This window comes from Candidatus Enterococcus myersii, from assembly GCF_017316025.1.
Lineage (GTDB): Bacteria > Bacillota > Bacilli > Lactobacillales > Enterococcaceae > Enterococcus_C > Enterococcus_C montenegrensis.
Genome location: NZ_JAFLVT010000005.1, coordinates 61,813 through 80,908, shown reverse-complemented (window position 1 = coordinate 80,908; position 19,096 = coordinate 61,813). Strand labels below are relative to the sequence as shown.

Sequence of the window (19,096 nt, the reverse complement as noted above, 5' to 3'; positions counted from 1 at the left end):
TTTAAATGAAGACGGAGGTGCTTTATGAAAACTTTATTAAAAAATGTCCGCGTGGAAACTAGTTATCTGACAGAAAATGATTTCACTTACGGAACTGCGACGAAAAATATTGCTGTGGCCTTTGAAAATGGAATAATTACAGCGGTCTTTACCAGTGACCAAGTAGATACCAAAACCGATTACACCATAATTGATGGACAAAATGCTTTAATTTTACCTCAATTGCGGGAAATGCACGTTCATTTTGATAAAAGTAAATTAGGTATTCCCTGGACACCGATTGAACCTGTAAAAAACCGCGTGGAACGTTTCACAAAAGAAATTGCCTATTTAAAAAATGCACCGGTCTCTTTTAGCCAGCGCATGGAAAATTTAATTCATTTAGAACTTTCTTATGGCGTTACGCATTTTCGCTCCCATATTGATGCTCATCCTGCTGTGGGGCAAAGTTATTTAGAGGCCGCACAAGCTGTTTTAGCAAACTACCAGGACCAATTGGATTATGAATTAGTGGCTTTCCCCCAACACGGTCTCCTTTTATCCCACGCCTACAATGAAATGAAACTGGCGTTACAAAATGGTGCTAATATCGTTGGCGGAGTCGACCCAATTAGTATTGATAACAACTTAGAAAAATCTTTAAACCAAACGTTTGATTTAGCAACACAATTTGATGTGCCCATTGATTATCATCTTCATGAACGAGGTGATGACGCCAGAAAAGCTTTCGCTAAAATTTTAGCGCTAACAGAAGAAACCAATTGGCAAAAAAGAGTTACGATTAGTCACGCTTATGGGTTACGAGATTTAAATAAAAGTGAGCAAGCTGAATTATTTTCACGTCTTGCCGCCAATCAAATAACAATTATTTCCAGTATCCCCTTAGACTTTGTTATTCCGCCTTTAACAAAATTAAAACAAGCCGGTGTGAAAACCCAGATTGGTTGTGATAATATTTACGATTGCTGGTCACCTTTTGGTAATGGTGATGTGATGAATAAACTTAATCGCTATGCAGAAATGTTTGACTTAACCTCACAAAAAGAGTTAACGGAAAGTTTAGAATTGGTCACCGATCAAAAATTAATCGCTCCTAACGGTTGGTTAAAAAGCGGGATGCCCGCTAATTTTACTTTGGTAAATGCCACCTCTACAGCCGAATTTGTAGCTCGAAAACTCCCTGTTAGTGCCAGTTACTTTAAAGGCAATAAAGTAAAATAATTTTAGCTATACTTGTGATTGGTGCCGAATAAAAAAAATGACAGATTGTTATCTGTCATTTTTTTTATTTAGCACCAATTTCGGCTTGTACGACTGCCGCGATCTTATCAACATAGTAATTTACTAATTCATCCGATGGCGCTTCTGCCATTACGCGTAATAATGGTTCTGTCCCTGAAGGTCGAACCAAAATACGTCCTTCACCATTCATTTCTTTTTCCGCTTCTTCAATTACAGCTTTAATCGCTGGAACTTCCATCGCACCATTTTTGTTTGTGACGCGAATGTTCACTAATTTTTGCGGATAAATTGTTACCTCTGCCGCTAGTTCAGATAATTTTTTACCGGTTTCTTTGATGATACTTAACAATTGGATACCAGAAAGCATTCCATCACCTGTAGTATTAAAATCGAGGAAAACCATGTGACCTGATTGTTCGCCACCAAAATTGTAATCATTTTTTCGCATTTCTTCGACAACATAACGGTCGCCAACTTGGGTAATCACATCTTTTAAGCCAATAGCTTCTACTGCTTTATGGAAACCTAAATTACTCATTACAGTCGTTACAATTGTATCTTGTTTTAAACGTTTTTTTGATGCTAAATATTTTGCACAAATGTACATAATTTTATCACCATCGACAATATTTCCTAACTCATCCACCGCAATCACACGGTCACCATCACCATCAAAGGCAAGGCCTGCATCAGCACCTTTTTCAACGACAAAAGCCGCCAATTTTTCCGGATGAGTAGAACCAACACCATCATTGATGTTTAATCCGTTAGGGGAAGTTCCCATCGTATAAAAGTCTGTTTCTAAATCAGCAAATAGGCGGTTGACACTTGTTGCAGTTGCACCATTTGCAGCATCAATACAAACTGTTAAGCCTGATAAATCTCCTGAAATAGTTTGTTCTAAAAACTGTGAATATTTCAAAAGACCTTCTGGAAATTCTTCAACTGTCCCCAAACCTTCAGCCGAAGGACGTGGCAGAGTATCTTGTGGTGCATCCAGTAGCGCTTCGATTTCTGCTTCCTGATCGTCCACTAACTTGAAACCGTCACTTCCGAAAAATTTAATACCATTGTCTTCAGCAGGATTATGAGACGCTGAAATCATGACTCCTGCACTTGCTTTTTGCACACGGGTTAAATAAGCCACACCTGGCGTTGAGATGACGCCCAGTGTAAACACTTCAATGCCGACAGATAATAACCCGGCAACCAATGCATTTTCCAATAATTGACCAGACATACGGGTATCGCGGCCAACTAAAACTTTAGGCCGATGTTCACTGTTCTCATGTTGACTTAATACATAGCCACCACAACGCCCTAATTTAAATGCTAATTCTGGTGTTAATTCAACGTTAGCTACGCCACGAACACCATCCGTACCAAAATATTTACCCATTATTCTTACCTCACAAAATTGTTTTAGTTAATTTTATTCATTTGCCGTTGCATCAACAGCTGATTGACTTGTCTCGCTGGTTTCCACCGTAGTTGTCGCTGGAGTTGTTTCAGTTACGCTAGAAGAAGTTTGTGACTGTCTACTAGAGGAATTCGTCGTTTCCGTGCTTGTTGTATTGTGTACCGGCGTGATTTCTACTTTGACTGTCTTTGGTGATGCGACGATGCCATCTTCGGTTGGAACAACCACTTCTCTGGTTGTTTTCTCTGTAATATTCGTAATATCCACCGGTAGTGCGAGACTTTCAATTCCATCAAGTTTTGATTGTGGTCCTCTTAGCACCGTTGAAAGGGTATCTAATTTAAAATCATAATGGGAAATCCCATTAGGCAATGTCCCTACTTGCGAAGCATAAAGACTGACAATTTTTTCTGGCGCTTTTACTTTTACAATAACTTGTGCTTCTTGGGGATCTGAAACAACACTCAAACGATTCCCCTCTTTATCCAATGCTTCAATCGTTGCTTTTTCTTCAAAGTCAGCACTAGCTGTTTTAGAAGGATCGATTGTTGCAACTACGCGATCAATTTGGGCTAACGTCTTTTCACCAGTGGTAATCTGAGCTTCTTCTGGTTTTACCGTTACACTATCAACCGAGAACCCTTCCCCTAAATTAGAAAAAGAAACAACCGGATGGATTTTAAAAGATTGCGTTACTTTCTTTTCAATCGTCACGGTAACTTTAGTTGGATTAATCGTATAGCCCACAGCGCTACTGCCGTTTTGAATCCGTAATTTCACTTCATGGGTACCTTCTCCTAATCCGGTTAAATCACAAACGACACGAAATCCTCTGGTATCCGGATTTGCTTCAGCATTTAATTGGATACGATTGGCACTACTTAATTTCACCGAAACATACGGATCAAAGCCTAGAATATAATATTTATCCGAGTCATAAACCGGATGAATTTGCACTTTATTGACTGTTTCTTCAAAATTTTCCGGATTTGTGTTCAATGTCGTTTGAACATTACGTCCGTTGGCATTAAAAAATAAAATCAAGCTGAAAACCAACGCTAAGAAGCCATACAAGATATTGCTTTTGCGACTTGAATTCATTTCTTACCTCCTTTAGCGATACTTTCGATAAAGGATTGCAGCTGGTTTTTCTTTGTCTCTGTTTTTTCTTCTGGAATTAATTCTCTGTGTAAAATTTTCAAATATTCTTCTTGGGATAATTCTGACAACAGTTGATTATTCAAAGTAATACTTACCCCACCAGTTTCCTCTGAAACAACTACGGTAACCGCATCACTAACTTCACTAATCCCAACTGCTGCTCTGTGGCGTGTGCCAAATTCTTTTGGAATTAACATACTTTCTGATAGTGGCAAATACGCACAAGAAACAGCAATTTTGTCATTGCGAATAATGACTGCACCATCATGTAGTGGCGTATTGGGTATGAAAATATTAATCAAAAGCTCACCTGTTATATCCGCCTCTAATGCAATCCCTGTTTCAATATACTCTTCTAAACCCGTATTTCTTTCAATGGTGATTAACGCACCAATTTTACGTTTGGACATATATTGAATCGCTTTGTCTAGTGATGTAATCAGCTGTTCATCTTCTTTTTGCTCTTGTTTGGTCGTCTTAAAGAGGGTACTACGTCCAAGATGTTCTAAACCACGTCTTATTTCAGGCTGGAAAATGACAATAGCCGCTATCACCCCATAGGTAATAACTTGATCCATCAACCAAGACAAAGTATGCAAACCAATGAGTTCAGCTCCAAACCGGATCGCAATAAAAATTGCTACCCCTTTAAATAGCTGAATTGCTTTGGTGCCGCGAACAAGTTGGATTAACTTATAGACGATATACCAGACAACCAGAATATCCAAAATATTAACGAAAAAGTTCCAAGAAAAAATATCGACATTAAACATTTGTTTCCAATAATCGATATTAAATAATTCTTGAATGCTAAATGACATAGGCAGACTCCCTTTACAATTGGACTTACTTCAATAGTATAGCACAGCTTTTCTATCCCCTCACCTGCAAAACCATGGAAGTTACAATTTTTTCACAACTCTTTTTCATTTTCCTTTGAAATCGGTCTACTTAAACACAACATTTCCCATTTCTTTAAACTTTCGCTAAACTAAAAAAGAGAAACAATGAGAGGATGAAAAAAATTGGATATCACAATTATTAATGCAAACGAAACAAATGGCGATGTGGGAATTATAATTGGTAATAAAAATGCGAAAAAAACACTTATAGAATTTATTAACTTACGCTGTCCTTATTGTCGTCAATGGTTTTTAGAACATGAAGATTTATTAAATCAAGAAGTGGCAAGTGGTAATCTAAAACGGGTTATAAAACTCTACGATAAAGACAAAGAAAGCTTACAGCGGGGTAATGTCATGCACCAGTACGTCACAAAAGGTGATGCGACAAAAGCTTTAGCAGATATTAAAAAAATCTTTTTATCCCAAGATTTATGGGGAGATCTATCTTTAGATTCTGTTGTTAAATTTGCTGAAAGTGACTTGAAATTAGCCAACTATGCCGATGAGCTGACTCAAAAAGCGATTATGGATGAGGCAAAAAGAGCCAACATTCAATTTGTCCCAACAATGATTATCGACAATCATATTTTTGATGAAGGAATTAGTGAGGCTACATTATTAGAGTATCTTCATCAATAAAAACGTAAAAAAACCGAGGGTAGTCTGTGTCGCTTTTATTAGCAGCACAAGCTAACCTCGGTTTTTTTTCATTAAAATTAGCAGTACAGGTAAAACATTTGCCAACTATTTCTTATGGTCTTTTTTACTCCTTTTGTAAAAAAATTTAACTTGCCTGCTCTCGTAATCGATCAGCAAATTCATTAATTTTGCGAATGCGGTGGTTAATTCCCGACTTTGAAATAGCACCAGAAGGAATCATCTCGCCCAGCTCTTTTAAACTTACCTCAGGATGTTCCAAGCGTAACTCGGCAATCTCTTGTAATTTTTCAGGCAAAGCCTGCAAACCCACCCGTTGTTCGATAAATTCAATATTTTCGATTTGTTTTGACGCTGCATCAATTGTTTTATTTAAATTAGCGGTCTCACAATTCACCAAACGGTTAACCGAGTTGCGCATATCTCGGACAATTCTGACATCCTCAAATTTCAACATGGAATTTGTAGCACCAATCAGCGTCAAAAAATCGGCAATCTTTTCGGCTCCCTTTAAATATGAAATATAGCCATTTCGTCGATCCAAAGTTCGCGCATTTAAATCATAATAATTGAGCATTTCACAAATATCTTGATTGTGCTCTTCATAAAGCGAATAAATTTCCAAATGATACCGACTCGTTTCCGGATTATTCACCGACCCAGACGCCATAAAAGCTCCCCGCAAATATGAACGCATCTTTTGGGCATTTCCCATAATCTCATCAGAAATATGGGTTTGAAACATCAGACCATCCATAATCGCAAGTTCATTTAAAACTTCTTGCGTTTTTTCCTTCAAACGAACGATATAGACATTATTTTTTTTCAATTTCATCTTGCGTCGTACTAATAGTTCACTACGCACCCCAAAATGATCTTTTAATAACGAATAAATCCGTCGAGCAATCGCAGCATTTTCTGTTTGGACGTTTAAGACAAATTGATGGTTGCTTAAACTCACCGACCCATTCATCCGAATTAAAGCTGCTAATTCAGCTTTTGCATGTTCTTTATGCACTTCTAAAGTCGTTAATTCTTTTTTTACATCCGCAGCAAATGACATCACAATCACCCCTTTCTACTACAAAAATTCAATTGGATCAATGAATTGCTATTAATACAAAATACGTAACAATTCTTCTACAACTTTTTCACCATCATGGAAAACCCCACCATCTCGCAACTGTAAAAAATCAGCCGAGACAACGCGACAACCTTCTTTTCGCAACGCTTTAAAATCGTGTTTTACTTGCACCAAATATTCATCGTATACTTCTGGATCCATATATCCTTCAGGAACCTTTTCTGTATTTACTAAAACAGTATCCACGAAAGGTTTCTTTAGATGCTGATGAAGAACTTGAACGTGATTGGCGTCTGTGAAATGCTCGGTCTCTCCTTTTTGGGTCATGATATTGCAAATATAAACTGTTTCTGCTTTTGTTTCTAGAAGCGCTTGTCCAATTTCTGAGATCATCAAATTCGGCAAAATACTTGTAAATAAACTACCGGGTCCTAAAACAATCATATCTGCTTCCATAATCGAAGATACTACTTTTCGAGCCGCTCTAGGCTCACTATCTCCGTCTTGATTACGGACAAAAACATGATCAATCGTTTTACGATCGATGGCAATTTTAGACTCCCCAATCGCTTGGGTACCATCTTTAAAAACCGCATGCAAAACTAATGGTTTCTCACTAGAAGGATAGATATTGCCGTCAACGTGCATCATTTTTGTTAACAATTGAATTGCTTCATACGTACTGCCACGCATTTCAGACATCGCTGCAATAATCAAATTTCCAAGGGCGTGATTTGCCAAAAACTTATCACTTTTTTTAAAACGATATTGAAAAATATCTGCGTAAAGTTTGGGCATGTCAGATAACGCGACTAATACATTGCGTAAATCTCCTGGTGGCGACATGGCAATGGAGTCGCGAATTTCACCACTGCTTCCTCCGTCATCAGCAACAGTGACAACAGCTGTAATATCAATTCCTTGATTTCGCAATCCCCGTAAAATGACTGGTAGTCCCGTTCCGCCACCGACTACTACCACTTTTGGTTTGCGGATTCGATACGTCTTCATTTTCATGAGCGATTCACCGTCTCTTTACGTTTATCCTTATCGCGGTGCGTGATATTAACTTTATAATTTTTACTTAATGCTTGACCCACTCGCTCAGTTAATGCAACCGAACGATGTTGACCACCGGTACATCCGATTGCGATCGTCAAGCTACTTTTCCCTTCTTTGACATAACCAGGCATAATGGTTTCCAACAATTGATAAAATTGTTGATAAAATTGCTCAGTTTCTGGAAAAGACATCACGTAATCATACACCGCTTGATCTTTACCAGTTAATGGACGTAGCTCCGGAATATAATGTGGATTGGGTAAAAAGCGAACATCCATCACAATATCCGCATCAATTGGCAGACCGTATTTAAAACCAAAAGAAATCATTTCAATCCGAAATCCGCCTTCACTAGACGTTTTAAATTCTTGATTAATTTTTTCTCTTAATTGGCGAGGGGTTAAATTAGTCGTATCTACCACAAATGTTGCTTTGGTTTTTAAATCTTCTAAAATAGCCCGCTCTTTTCTGATACCTTCTGTAATTAAACCATCCATAGCTAATGGATGCACTCGTCTGGTTTCTTTGTACCGGGAAACCAATTCTTCATCCGAAGCATCTAAGAAAAGAACTTGCGTATCAATAAAATTCGTATTTTCGATATCCACTAACATTTCTTGAATTTCTTCAAAAAAAGAACGGGAGCGTAAATCAACAACCAAGGCAATTCTCGTTACTTTACCAGATTCTTTAATCAGTTCCCAAAATTTAGGAATTAAAGACGGCGGCATATTGTCGATACAAAAATAGCCCATATCCTCAAAACTTTGAATTGCCACTGTTTTACCGGCACCACTCATACCAGTAATAATGACTAATTTTAAATTGTCTTGCATATTAAAAGCTCCTCTCATAGTTAAATCGCCGTTTCAAAGAAACGACGATTCCTCACAAACATTATAACATTCCGGGCGTATCATTAGCAATAAAATTACCCCAGGAAATAAAAAAGCTTTATAAAATAATCAAAATAGCGACGCAGTTATAGCAACACTTGTAAATATCTTTTAAACCTAACTAAAAAAACAGACCATTTATTTATAAATGATCCGTTTTTTTATAAAGCAAATATAAATTTTTTGCAAGAAAAAAATTGATTTGACACTATCTAGCTTTCAAACTAGCTAGTTTCATGAATCAATCCGCTGACAAGCTAAAATTTGCGAACATGAAAAAGGCATGGACACAAATTTTACTCGTATATCACTGGGATAAATGATTCCCTCAGCTCTTTTTACGATCTGCTAACGCGCGTTCAATTGTTCGATCAACTAAAATCGACTGCGCATCAACCACATTGTAAGGATTGTCTGTAGCGAATTCTTCCATTAAGGATAATTCTGTACAGCCTAAAACGGCGCTGGCGCAGCCACACTCTTCAATTGCTTCGGCCAAAATTTCGTAATAGAGTTCCTTATTTAAAAAATCATTTTCTTTAATATCACGATAAATTAAATCATTTACTTTTTGTTGTAACTTACTTTCAGGCAACATCACTTCAAAGCCAACTTTCTCCAGTTCCCGTTGGTAGACTCCGGCTTTTACACTGCCCTCGGTACCTAAAAAAGCAACTTTGCCCCCTTTTTGTCGGCGACTCATCTCAATAGCTGCCTCTCTTGGCATATGCAAAATTGGAATCTCTGTTGCAGCTTGTAATGTTTCAAAAAAGTAATGGGCTGTATTACAAGTTAAAACAATAAAATTCGGTTTTAATAAATTTTGCTTGGCAATATCATCCAACAAAAAAGGTAATGGATTTTCTGCTGTTGAATCTAAAATGTACGCCGTACGGTCAGGAACAGTAGCATGATTAAACAAAACATAATTTAAATAATCCTGATCTTTATGGGTAACGGTACGATGGTTCAACAAACGAACAAAACTTTCGGTTGCTTGCGTGCCCATCCCACCTAAAATACTAAAAAAGTTTTCCACTTAGTTTAGCCTTCTTTCTCACTGAAGTATTTCTTAAAGCCTGTCACGTAGTTGTGGAAAGCGTATTTCATCAATACATAGCGACGAATAGATGAATCTTTATCATAAAATAACGTTGTGCCATAACGGCCTGCTTTGATTAGTTTTTCCGCGTATTGTTTATCTGCATTGTCTTTAGCATATTTGCGAAAAACTTTTTTTGGTACGCCAAGCCAAACTTTAGCCTTGGGATTATCTTTACGTCCATATTCAGTTTTTCTAAAGACGCTATTAAATACTAAGTCTTCAGTCACATATTTTGCTAAATTAAATCCGCTTAAGGTTACAAAGAAGCTGCTACGCCCTTGACGCAAGTTAATTTCAAACAATTTATATTGCCCGTCACGGCGATCGTATTTCATATCAAAATTGGCAAAGCCAACGTAATTAATTTTTTCTAAAAAACTTTTAATAGTTTGGTAAATTTCGTCATTTTCATCAGGTACGATCACAACGTAATTGCCAACTGCCGCCGGTGCTGGATCTTCTAATAAAGGATGACCCAAAAACATAAAACGCGTGTTACCCTTTTGATCGACATATGCGTTTAATACCCGCATATTGCTGTCATCCCCGGGAATAAAGTCTTGAGCAATCATTTCACTTTGGTAACCAGCTTTATATAAACGATCTAAAATCGTATTGAACTCCGTCAAATTATCAATGATAAAAGCTTTTTTACGACCTTCAAAGTCTACAGACAACCATTCCACACTATTCGCTGGTTTTAACGCTACAGGAAAATCAAAAGGTAATTCTTGATTTAATTTTCCCGCTGCGACCATATCTTTTGTAATGATTAATGTCTTGGGATAAGGCAGCTGGTATTTTTCACAAATATCATAAAAACTAACTTTATTAATTAATTTTTCAAATAAGGAATAATCGTTGGCAGCAAAAACATAATAATCTTTCAAATCTTCTTTGTGTTGGGACAGTAATTCTGCATAGCCGTCCCCGCAGGCTACTAATAAATACTTTATACTTGGATCATTGTACTTAGACTTAGCCAATTCCAGTAATTTCTCACTAAAAACAGGATCTTGATCAAAGCCTGCAATCACATTTACATCCACAATTTTACTGTACTTTGTTGGCGCTAATTGAAAAGAAGCATACGCCGTTGACTTCATGCCATATTCTTCATAAAAAGCTCGGGCCATGCCATAAACATTCATATCACTACCTAATAATATGGGGACAAAAGGTTGTTGTTCCACTTTTTACCACACTCACTTCATGTTTTACTTTAAATAATTTCAATATCTTCCTTTAATACAACATTCGTATCATACCATAAAGAAAAAGAGCAATCAAAAGCTATCTTCTGACTGCACCCTTTCTAAAAGAAATATTATTGATTTAAACTAAAACTTTTTTCAAGTAGTGACCTGTGTAGCTTTCTTTTACTTTAGCAATTTGTTCAGGGGTCCCTTTGGCAATAATCATACCACCACCATCGCCGCCTTCTGGACCAAGGTCAATCACGTGATCGGCTGACTTAATGACATCTAAGTTATGTTCAATCACCAAAACTGTATTTCCTGCGTCAGCTAACCGTTCCAAAACTTTTAGTAAACGCGCAATATCATCTGTATGAAGCCCAGTAGTTGGTTCATCCAAAATGTAAAAACTTTTTCCATTGGAGTTTTTATGCAACTCACTGGCTAACTTCATCCGCTGCGCTTCTCCACCTGATAAAGTTGTTGCAGGTTGACCAAGGGTAACGTAGCCCAAACCGACATCCACAATTGTTTGTAATTTGCGATGAATTTTGGGAATATGTTTGAAGAATTCCACCGCATCTTCTACTGTCATATCTAAAATTTCAGCAATATTTTTGCCTTTGTAATGAACTTCTAAGGTTTCAGAATTATACCGTTTCCCATGACATACTTCACACGGAACATATACGTCTGGCAAAAAATGCATTTCAATTTTAATAATCCCATCACCGCGGCAGGCTTCACAACGACCACCTTTTACGTTAAAGCTAAATCGTCCTTTTTTATAACCCCGAATCTTTGCCTCATTGGTTTTGGCAAATAAATCACGAACATCGTCAAAGACACTAGTATAAGTTGCTGGGTTACTGCGTGGTGTACGTCCAATTGGACTTTGATCGATATCAATTATTTTTTCAATTGACTCATAGCCGGTCATTTTTTTGAATTTCCCTGGCTTGTTGGAGTTACGGTTAATTTTTTGTGCCAAGGCTTTTTTCAAAATTTCATTCACTAAGGTTGACTTTCCAGAACCAGAAACGCCAGTAACTGCAATGAATTTACCTAAAGGAAATTCGACGTTTACATTTTTTAAGTTGTTTTCTGCGGCACCGGTAATCTTTAATTTGTTGCCATTACCTTTTCGCCGTTGTTCAGGTACGGAAATGACCTTTTTACCTGATAAATACTGACCAGTAATCGAATTAGGATTTGCGGCAACTTCTGCTGGCGTACCAGCAGCGACAATTTCCCCACCTTGTGCGCCAGCACCAGGACCGACATCAATCAAATAATCAGCAGCCCGCATGGTATCCTCATCGTGTTCCACCACGATTAAAGTATTTCCTAAATCACGCATCTTCCGCAGCGAATCTAACAGGCGATCATTGTCTCGTTGGTGCAAACCAATAGAAGGTTCATCTAAAATATACAATACCCCAGATAAGTTCGAACCAATTTGAGTGGCCAAACGAATTCGTTGTGCTTCACCACCAGACAATGTCCCAGCAGCGCGACTTAACGTTAAGTAATCCAAACCAACATTTTGTAAAAAATTCAAGCGATCGCCAATCTCTTTTAAAATTGGTTTAGCAATCATTTGTTCTTGTTCTGTCAGTCTCACAGTTTCAAAAAAGTTTAACGCCCCATGAATAGCCTTTTCACTGACTTCACCGATATGGGTACCATTAACTTGGACCGATAATGCCTGTGGATTTAAACGATAACCATGACAAGCTTCACACGTAAGTTCTGTCATATAAAGTCGCATCTGATCACGGGTAAAATCACTATTGGTTTCATGATATCGCCGTTTAATATTTGTCAAAACGCCTTCAAAAGGCACCTCTACATCTCTGATACCGCCAAAGTCATTTTCATAATGAAAATGGAAAGTCTCACCATTTGAACCGCGTAAAACGATTTGTTGTTGTTCTTCGGGTAATTTTTCAAAAGGTGTATCTAAATCAATTCCAAAACTATCACAGGCTTGTGCTAACATTTCTGGATAATATTGTGAACTAATTGGATTCCAAGGAACAATCGCTCCTTCTCTTAGTGTTTTACTTTGATCAGGAATCACTAAATCCAAATCCACTTCCAATTTAACCCCAAGGCCATCACACTCAGGACAAGCTCCAAAAGGTGCATTAAAAGAAAATAGACGTGGTTCCAATTCTCCTACAGTAAATCCGCAATAAGGACAAGAGTAGTGTTCACTGAATAATTTTTCTTCTTGACCGATTACATCTACTACAGCATAACCTTTTGCCAAATGCAAAGCAGCTTCAAAGGAATCAAATAGGCGAGAACGAATCCCATCTTTAACCACAATGCGGTCAATTACAATGGCAATCTCATGCTTCAAATTCTTTTCTAGTTCTGGTACTTCACTGATGTCGTAGATTTCACCATCTACGCGTACCCGGACGTAGCCTTCTTTTTGAATCAATTCAAAAACTTTTTTATGTTGGCCCTTTTTTTGATACACAATGGGAGCTAAAATTTGAATTTTCGTTCTTTCTGGTAAAGTTAGAACCTCATCTACCATTTGTTCAACTGACTGACTCGTAATTTCAATATGATCATTGGGACAAATCGGGTGCCCAACACGAGCATACAACAAGCGCAAGTAGTCATTAATTTCTGTGACTGTCCCAACTGTTGAACGCGGATTTTTACTCGTTGTTTTTTGATCAATAGAAATAGCTGGACTTAAGCCATCAATACTATCAACATCTGGTTTATCCATTTGCCCTAGAAATTGTCTAGCATAAGCCGATAAACTTTCCACATAGCGCCGCTGTCCTTCAGCGTATAACGTATCAAAAGCAAGTGAACTCTTTCCTGACCCGGAAAGACCCGTCACTACAACTAGCTCATCTCTAGGAATCGTAACATCAATATTTTTTAAATTATGGGCTCTGGCGCCATGAATCACGATTTTATCATTTGCCATATTTTTACTCCTTAATGAGATTAACAGCACCAAAAGATGCTGTTAATCTCAATTTATTCCGTAGCTTTTAATTCTAAAATTGTATCACGCAAAGTGGCTGCTGTTTCAAAATCTAATGCTTTGGCAGCTTCTTTCATTTCTTTTTCCAACTTAATTAACAAGATATCTTTTTCTTCTTTAGTTAATTCATCATAGTTTGCCAACGTAACTTCTTCACCTGTGTCATCACTAGCTTTGGTGATGGCAATCAAATCACGAATTTCTTTAATGATAGTTTTTGGCACGATTCCGTGATCTTCATTATATTTTTCTTGAATACTACGACGGCGGGAGGTTTCATCCATCGCTTTTTGCATCGAATCGGTAATCTTGTCGGCATACATAATAACTTTACCTTCTGAGTTACGGGCAGCACGACCAATTGTTTGAACTAATGAACGTTCGCTTCTTAAGAAACCTTCTTTATCAGCATCCAAAATTGCAACAAGAGATACTTCAGGCACATCCAAGCCCTCTCTTAGAAGATTAATTCCTACTAATACATCAAATTTACCTAAACGTAGATCGCGAATAATCTCAGTTCGCTCCAATGTCTTAATATCACTGTGAAGGTACTTAACTTTAATCCCTAATTCTTTAAAATAGTCCGTTAAATCTTCTGACATCTTCTTCGTTAACGTTGTGACAAATACCCGTTCATCTTTTGCCGCTCGTTCATTAATTTCTCCCACTAAATCATCAATCTGTCCCATAATTGGCCGGACTTCAATCAACGGATCTAATAGACCAGTTGGCCGAATAATTTGTTGCACCACAGTGTTCGTTTGCTCTGCTTCGTATGGACCAGGTGTAGCTGAAACATAAATAATTTGATTGACGTGCTCTTCAAATTCCTCTAGTCGCAGCGGACGGTTGTCTAACGCCGAAGGTAAGCGAAAACCATAATCTACTAACATTTGTTTTCTGGCTCTGTCTCCATTATACATACCGCGAACTTGGGGCATGGTGACGTGGGATTCATCTATGACAATTAAAAAGTCATCGGGAAAGAAGTCAATTAACGTATAAGGTGGCTCTCCTTCTTTACGGCCGTCTAAATGACGAGAATAGTTTTCAATCCCAGAAGTATAGCCCATTTCCCGTAACATTTCGATATCGTAATTGGTTCTCTGCTCTAGTCGTTGTGCTTCAAGTAATTGATTATTTTCTCTTAAAACTTTCAAGCGCAAATCCAATTCATTTTGAATAGAAGCAATTGCCGACTCTAGATGATCTTCATTTGTAACAAAGTGAGTAGCTGGAAAAATTGAAACATGTTCTGTCTCAGCCATTATTTCACCAGTCAGGGCATCGACTTCTCGAATGCGATCGATTTCATCCCCAAAAAATTCGATTCGTAATGCCCGCTCATCTCTTGAAGCAGGGAAAATTTCCACTACATCTCCTCGGACACGAAAACGCCCCCGTTGAAAATCAATATCGTTACGTTCAAATTGAATTTCTACTAAGTCTCGTAAAAGTTGATCACGGCTGATTTCCATTCCCACCCGCAACGAAACAACTTGTTTTTGATATTCCATAGGTGAACCTAAACCAAAAATACAAGAAACTGAGGCAACCACCACAACATCATTGCGTTCCAAAAGAGCGCTGGTTGCGGAATGGCGTAATTTATCAATTTCATCATTAATACTGGAATCTTTTTCAATATAGGTGTCAGAAGATGGAACATAAGCTTCGGGTTGATAATAATCATAGTAACTAACAAAATATTCAACCGCATTATCAGGAAAGAATTCTTTGAACTCACCATACAATTGGCCTGCCAATGTTTTGTTGTGGGCAATAATTAAAGTCGGTTTATTAACCTCTTTAATAACATTTGAAATTGTATACGTCTTACCAGTACCGGTAGCGCCTAGTAAAATTTGCGCTTTTTTTCCCTCGTTAACCCCTGCTACTAATTGGCTAATAGCTTCTGGTTGGTCACCGGCCGGTTCGTATTTTGAAACCAACTGGAATTGATTGGAGGTCACTCGATCAATCATTCACATCTTCCTCCTTAAAAATATTTTATCTTTACAAAAATTGTATTCTTTTCCTATATAAAAGAAAATAAATACGCATTTTGTCCACGAAATATTTTAACATACCGAACATATTTTCGCTAGTTTTCTGCTGCGTCTGAACCTTTTCTTAATGTTACTTTTTATAACATGAGTTGTAACTTTTTTAAGACTTTTTTTCTCATAATTCACAAAAAACATTGTTAAGCAACAGATTACTGCATATAATATTTCATATGTGAATTTTTATATCCACTTTTTATCTGCAGTTAAGAAGGCTTAATCTGCCTGCCATTTCTAAAGGCAGACAGAAGCCTTTTAACATTTATTTATAGGAGGAATTAACTATGAAAAGAAAGCTGATCTTATGTTTATCTTTTTTGGCAGGCTTTTTAACTTTAGCCGTCAATAAACCCGCTGCCGCTGCAGAAGAAACATACAAAATCGGAACTGATATCACTTTTGCCCCCTTTGAATTTCAAAACGAGCAAAATGAGTATGTCGGTATCGATATTGATTTACTAAAGGCAATTGCAAAAGACCAGGACTTTAAAATCGAATTAAAACCCTTGGGCTTTGACAGCTCGATTCAAGGTGTCCAGTCAAATCAATTGGACGGTATGATCGCTGGGATGAGTATCACCGACGAACGTAAAAAATCTTTTGACTTTTCAGATCCTTATTACGATAGCGGTATTCAAATGGCCGTTGCAAAAGGCGATACCAAAATTAAAAACTACACCGACTTAAAAGGGAAAACTGTTGGTGCCAAAGTTGGAACAGAGTCTGCAACTTTCTTGGAAGAAAATAAAGAAAAATACGACTATAGTATCAAATTATATGATGCCGCTGACGCTCTTTACGGTTCATTGAATAACAATACAGTACAGGCAATTTTCGATGATGAACCTGTTTTAGGTTACGCGGTTAGAAAAGGACAACCTTTACAATTAGTCGGTGACAAAGAAAAAGGCAATTCATATGGCTTTGCTGTCAAAAAAGGCAAAAATGCAGAATTACTAAAAAAATTCAACGCTGGCTTAAAAGACTTAAAATCTAGTGGCGACTATGATAAAATCGTGGCAAAATATGTTGCTAAAAGTGAAGATACTGCTGCTACTCCGATGAAAAAAATCGAACCCAAAAAAGCAGAATATGTCATTGCCAGCGATACTGCTTTTGCACCTTTTGAATTTCAAAATACAGATAATAAGTACGAAGGTATTGACGTTGACTTATTAAATAAAGCAGCCCAGATGCAAGGTTTTAAATTAAAATGGAATCATATTGGTTTTGCCGGTGCTGTCCAAGCAGTTCAAGGTAATCAAGCCGATGCTATGATTGCTGGGATGACGATCACCGATGAACGCAAACAAAGTTTTGATTTTTCTGAGCCTTATTTTGAATCGGGAATTCAATTAGCCATAAAAAAAGGCAATGACGAAATCAAGAGTTATGCTGATTTAAAAGGAAAAAAAGTTGGCGCGAAAATAGGAACTGAAAGTGCTGATTTCCTCCAAAAAAATAAAGATAAATATGGCTACACGATCAAACAATATGATACAGCTGACGGACTTTATGATTCCGTTCGCGGGGGGCAAATTGACGCTATTATGGATGACTATCCCGTAATTGGCTATGCTATTAGCCAAGGACAAGAACTAGCTACCCCAATCAAACGTGAAAGCGGCGGTTCATATGGCTTTGCTGTTAAAAAAGGACAATCTCCGGAACTTTTGGAAATGTTTAACGAAGCCTTAAAAGAAATGAAACAGACCGGTGAATATGACAAGATCTTAAATAAATACATTGCTGATGGCAACGAACAAAAAAAATCTACGGTTGATGAGTCAACCATTGGCGGTTTGTTGAAAAACAACTGGAAAGTTTTACTAGAAGGATTATGGAAAACAATCTCACTGGCTTTAATCTCTTTTGTATTAGCACTTGCAATTGGTGTTATCTTTGGTTTGTTTAGCGTTGCGCCAATCAAAGGTTTACGTATTTTTGCTTCAATTTATGTCGATATTATTCGTGGGATTCCAATGATGGTACTCGCCTTCTTTATCTTCTTTGGTTTATCAGATGCAATTGGCTTTACCATTCCCGACTATACGGCTGGGGTTATCACATTAACCCTGAATGCTAGTGCCTATATCGCTGAAATTGTCCGTGGTGGTATTAATGCAGTTCCTGTGGGACAAATGGAAGCTTCTCGTAGTTTAGGGTTAGGCTATACCCATACCATGCGCAAAATTATACTGCCCCAAGCTATTAAAATCATGATTCCATCATTTGTTAACCAATTTGTTATCTCGCTAAAAGACACCACCATTATTTCTGTTATTGGGGTTGTTGAATTGCTTCAGACTGGTAAAATCATCGTAGCCCGTAATATGCAAAGTACTTACGTTTACCTAATTATCGGTGTTATGTATTTAATCGTAATTACTGCCTTAACTCGTCTGGCGAAAGTTTTAGAAAAGAAGGTGAAATAAGATGGCAGAAAAAATTAAAGTAACCAACTTAGTTAAAAAATATGGTGACAATACCGTCTTAAATGATATGAGTATCACAATTAACGAAGGCGAAGTTGTGTGTGTAATCGGCCCATCTGGTTCAGGTAAAAGTACATTTTTGCGTTGCTTAAACCGACTAGAAGAACCTACCAGTGGCGATATCGAAATTGATGGTACCCACTTAATGGCTAAAGAAACGAACATCAACAAGGTTCGTCAGCATATCGGGATGGTATTCCAACATTTCAATTTGTTTCCTCATCTATCCGTGATGCAAAATATTACTTTAGCACCCACCGACCTTGGTCGGATGTCAAAATCAGATGCCGAAAAAAAGGCAGTTAGTTTATTGGAAACAGTTGGCTTAGCTGATAAAAAAGACGCCCTGCCTGGTAGTTTGTCTGGCGGTCAAAAGCAACGTGTCGCTATTGCGCGTGCATTGGCGATGAACCCAGATATTATGTTGTTTGACGAACCAACTTCAGCACTAGATCCCGAAATGGTTGGTGACGTTTTAAATGTCATGAAAAAACTAGCCAAACAAGGGATGACAATGGTCATCGTTACCCATGAGATGGGATTTGCAAAAGAAGTTGCCAATCGTGTTTTATTTTGCGATGGCGGCAAATTTTTAGAAGACGGCACTCCAGATGAAGTCTTCAATAATCCTACTAATCCGCGGACCAAAGACTTCTTAGATAAGGTCTTAAACGTCTAATTACATTAAAAAAAAGCAATCCTCTGCTAAGTTTTCTTAACAGAGGATTGCTTTTTTATGTGAATAAATCATGCGGTCAAAGATTATCCCTGTCAGGCTCCACGAA

General features: G+C 37.6%; 14 protein-coding genes. 4 read left to right on the top strand and 10 right to left on the bottom strand.

The window, feature by feature from the left end; all coding sequences use genetic code 11:
* The first annotated feature begins 24 nt into the window (after window positions 1-24).
* Entirely contained in the window at window positions 25-1,221 is a 1,197-nt protein-coding gene (locus JZO76_RS03205; protein ID WP_206902738.1) for an amidohydrolase family protein, read from the top strand.
* A 64-nt stretch (window positions 1,222-1,285) separates the two neighbouring features.
* Here the strand turns inward: JZO76_RS03205 and glmM are convergent, their stop codons facing one another.
* The 3 genes from glmM to cdaA are packed head-to-tail and all read right to left on the bottom strand — an operon-like array spanning window position 1,286 to window position 4,644.
* A complete protein-coding gene (gene glmM / locus JZO76_RS03200) occupies window positions 1,286-2,641 on the bottom strand; it encodes a phosphoglucosamine mutase (protein WP_206902737.1) in 1,356 nt (451 codons plus the stop codon).
* 33 nt (window positions 2,642-2,674) lie between these two features.
* Window positions 2,675-3,763 carry a CdaR family protein gene (locus JZO76_RS03195; RefSeq protein ID WP_206902736.1) on the bottom strand — a complete coding sequence of 363 codons (1,089 nt, stop codon included), beginning with the start codon at window positions 3,761-3,763 and terminating at the stop codon, window positions 2,675-2,677.
* Window positions 3,760-4,644: a diadenylate cyclase CdaA gene (gene cdaA, locus JZO76_RS03190; RefSeq protein ID WP_206902735.1), complete on the bottom strand. Its 885-nt coding sequence runs from the start codon at window positions 4,642-4,644 to the stop codon at window positions 3,760-3,762. The genes JZO76_RS03195 and cdaA overlap by 4 nt, the downstream gene beginning before the upstream one ends.
* A 204-nt stretch (window positions 4,645-4,848) precedes the next feature.
* On the opposite strand from cdaA, the gene JZO76_RS03185 reads away from it, so the two are divergent.
* Window positions 4,849-5,367 carry a thioredoxin domain-containing protein gene (locus tag JZO76_RS03185; protein WP_206902734.1) on the top strand — a complete coding sequence of 173 codons (519 nt, stop codon included), beginning with the start codon at window positions 4,849-4,851 and terminating at the stop codon, window positions 5,365-5,367.
* Between the two features lie 145 nt (window positions 5,368-5,512).
* Here JZO76_RS03185 and whiA read toward each other — a convergent pair whose 3' ends face one another.
* The 7 genes from whiA to uvrB all read right to left on the bottom strand — a co-directional run bounded on the left by whiA (window position 5,513) and on the right by uvrB (window position 15,735).
* Complete coding sequence (gene whiA, locus JZO76_RS03180; RefSeq protein WP_206902733.1) at window positions 5,513-6,448, bottom strand: DNA-binding protein WhiA; 936 nt, start codon at window positions 6,446-6,448, stop codon at window positions 5,513-5,515.
* Between the two features lie 51 nt (window positions 6,449-6,499).
* Complete coding sequence (locus JZO76_RS03175) at window positions 6,500-7,486, bottom strand: gluconeogenesis factor YvcK family protein (protein ID WP_206902732.1); 987 nt, start codon at window positions 7,484-7,486, stop codon at window positions 6,500-6,502.
* Window positions 7,483-8,367, bottom strand: coding sequence for an RNase adapter RapZ (rapZ, locus tag JZO76_RS03170; protein ID WP_206902731.1), 885 nt, complete (start codon window positions 8,365-8,367; stop codon window positions 7,483-7,485). Before rapZ ends, JZO76_RS03175 begins: the two co-directional genes overlap by 4 nt.
* Before the next feature lie 388 nt (window positions 8,368-8,755).
* Window positions 8,756-9,466 carry an amino acid racemase gene (locus tag JZO76_RS03165; RefSeq protein ID WP_206902730.1) on the bottom strand — a complete coding sequence of 237 codons (711 nt, stop codon included), beginning with the start codon at window positions 9,464-9,466 and terminating at the stop codon, window positions 8,756-8,758.
* A gap of 5 nt (window positions 9,467-9,471) precedes the next feature.
* Window positions 9,472-10,683, bottom strand: coding sequence for a carboxylate--amine ligase (locus JZO76_RS03160; RefSeq protein ID WP_206902876.1), 1,212 nt, complete (start codon window positions 10,681-10,683; stop codon window positions 9,472-9,474).
* 184 nt (window positions 10,684-10,867) lie between these two features.
* Complete coding sequence (uvrA, locus tag JZO76_RS03155; protein ID WP_206902729.1) at window positions 10,868-13,687, bottom strand: excinuclease ABC subunit UvrA; 2,820 nt, start codon at window positions 13,685-13,687, stop codon at window positions 10,868-10,870.
* A 53-nt stretch (window positions 13,688-13,740) separates the two neighbouring features.
* Window positions 13,741-15,735 (bottom strand): excinuclease ABC subunit UvrB, encoded by a 1,995-nt coding sequence (uvrB, locus tag JZO76_RS03150; protein WP_206902728.1) that lies wholly within the window; start codon window positions 15,733-15,735, stop codon window positions 13,741-13,743.
* Window positions 15,736-16,100: 365 nt separating this feature from the next.
* Here uvrB and JZO76_RS03145 point away from each other — a divergent pair, with 365 nt between their 5' ends.
* Window positions 16,101-18,251: an amino acid ABC transporter substrate-binding protein/permease gene (locus JZO76_RS03145; RefSeq protein ID WP_206902727.1), complete on the top strand. Its 2,151-nt coding sequence runs from the start codon at window positions 16,101-16,103 to the stop codon at window positions 18,249-18,251.
* A 1-nt stretch (window position 18,252) separates the two neighbouring features.
* On the top strand, window positions 18,253-18,990 hold the full coding sequence (locus tag JZO76_RS03140) for an amino acid ABC transporter ATP-binding protein (RefSeq protein WP_206902726.1): 738 nt from the start codon (window positions 18,253-18,255) through the stop codon (window positions 18,988-18,990).
* Window positions 18,991-19,096: the final 106 nt, after the last annotated feature.

Bases quoted from the DNA above. Each gene is read 5' to 3' on its own strand.
- JZO76_RS03205 (WP_206902738.1), top strand. From the start codon at position 25: ATGAAAACTTTATTAAAAAATGTCCGCGTGGAAACTAGTTATCTGACA.
- glmM (WP_206902737.1), bottom strand. From the start codon at position 2,641: ATGGGTAAATATTTTGGTACGGATGGTGTTCGTGGCGTAGCTAACGTT.
- JZO76_RS03195 (WP_206902736.1), bottom strand. From the start codon at position 3,763: ATGAATTCAAGTCGCAAAAGCAATATCTTGTATGGCTTCTTAGCGTTG.
- cdaA (WP_206902735.1), bottom strand. From the start codon at position 4,644: ATGTCATTTAGCATTCAAGAATTATTTAATATCGATTATTGGAAACAA.
- whiA (WP_206902733.1), bottom strand. From the start codon at position 6,448: ATGTCATTTGCTGCGGATGTAAAAAAAGAATTAACGACTTTAGAAGTG.
- JZO76_RS03175 (WP_206902732.1), bottom strand. From the start codon at position 7,486: ATGAAAATGAAGACGTATCGAATCCGCAAACCAAAAGTGGTAGTAGTC.
- rapZ (WP_206902731.1), bottom strand. From the start codon at position 8,367: ATGCAAGACAATTTAAAATTAGTCATTATTACTGGTATGAGTGGTGCC.
- JZO76_RS03160 (WP_206902876.1), bottom strand. From the start codon at position 10,683: ATGAATGTTTATGGCATGGCCCGAGCTTTTTATGAAGAATATGGCATG.
- uvrA (WP_206902729.1), bottom strand. From the start codon at position 13,687: ATGGCAAATGATAAAATCGTGATTCATGGCGCCAGAGCCCATAATTTA.
- uvrB (WP_206902728.1), bottom strand. From the start codon at position 15,735: ATGATTGATCGAGTGACCTCCAATCAATTCCAGTTGGTTTCAAAATAC.
- JZO76_RS03145 (WP_206902727.1), top strand. From the start codon at position 16,101: ATGAAAAGAAAGCTGATCTTATGTTTATCTTTTTTGGCAGGCTTTTTA.
- JZO76_RS03140 (WP_206902726.1), top strand. From the start codon at position 18,253: ATGGCAGAAAAAATTAAAGTAACCAACTTAGTTAAAAAATATGGTGAC.